This is a genomic window from Roseomonas sp. TAS13 (genome assembly GCF_001950415.1).
In the GTDB taxonomy this organism is placed as follows: Bacteria; Pseudomonadota; Alphaproteobacteria; order Acetobacterales; family Acetobacteraceae; genus Roseomonas; species Roseomonas mucosa.
In genome coordinates this window covers 1-1,139 of record NZ_BDLP01000684.1, presented here as the reverse complement: position 1 = coordinate 1,139, position 1,139 = coordinate 1, and the positions used below count along the sequence as shown (strand labels likewise).

1 protein-coding gene is annotated in these 1,139 nt (G+C 74.8%); it reads left to right on the top strand.

What is annotated here, in order from left to right; translation table 11 throughout:
* Window positions 1–1,139: molybdopterin oxidoreductase family protein (locus tag ROTAS13_RS24830; RefSeq protein WP_171979245.1), on the top strand; the 1,139-nt coding region annotated here is incomplete at both ends.

Below are 1,139 nucleotides of genomic sequence, written 5' to 3'. Positions count from 1 at the left end.
GCGCTGCGCAAGGCGCCCTTCCTGGTCGTGTCGGAGAATTCCTGGCGCGCCGAGACGCTGGACATGGCGCATGTGCGTCTGCCGGCCCTGTCCTGGGGCGAGAAGGATGGCACCGTCACCAACAGCGAGCGCGTCATCAGCCGCCAGCGCCGCTTCCTGCCCCCGCCCGGCGAGGCGCGGCAGGACTGGTGGATCCTGGCCGAGGTGGCGAAGCGCCTGGGCCATGGCGGCTTCGCCTGGAACGGCCCGGCCGACATCTTCCGCGAGCACGCCACCCTGTCCGGCCTGGGCAACAAGGGCACGCGCCGCTTCGACATCTCCGCCCTCGCCGCACTGGACGACGCCGGCTACGACGCCATGCCTCCGACCCGCTGGCCCTGCCCGGCGGACGGCCCCGCCCCCGCGCGGCTGCTCGGCACGGAGGACCAGCAGGCCCACCGGCTGCGCTTCGTGGCCACCCCCTTCCGTGCGCCCGCCGAGAGCGTCACCGGGGAATTCCCGCTGCGCCTGATGACCGGGCGGCTGCGCGACCAGTGGCACACCATGACCCGCACCGGCGCCGTGCCGCGCCTGATGGCCCAGGCGCCGGAGCCGCTGCTGACCCTGAACCCCGGTGACGCACCCGCTCCGGAGGGCAGCCTGGTGCAGGTGGAAAGCCCGCACGGCAAGGCAGTGCTGCGGCTGAAGCTGGACCCGGGGATGCAGCCCGGCTGCGGCTTCGTGCCGATGCACTGGACGGCGCGCTTCGCCCCGGCGGCGCGGGTCAATGCCAGCATGGGCGGCACGCCGGACCCGGTGAGCGGCCAGCCCGAGCTGAAGCACGTCCCCTTCCGCGCCCGCCCCTTCGCGGCAGGCTGGCACGGCTTCCTGATCGCGCAGCAAAACTACGGCACCGATCTCGCCCCCTGGTGCGCCGTGTCGCCCGTCGAGGGCGGCTGGCGGCACGAGCTGGCCGGACGGGAAACCCCCGCCGAGGCCTTCGCCCGGCTCCGCGCCCTGCTGCCGGAGGGGGAATGGATGCTGCTGGAGGACACCGCCGCCGGGCTGCACCGCGCCGTGCTGCTGGATGGCGACCGCCTCGCCGCCGCCATCGCCGTGGCGCCGGAACCGACGCTGCCGCCGCGCGACTGGCTGGCCTC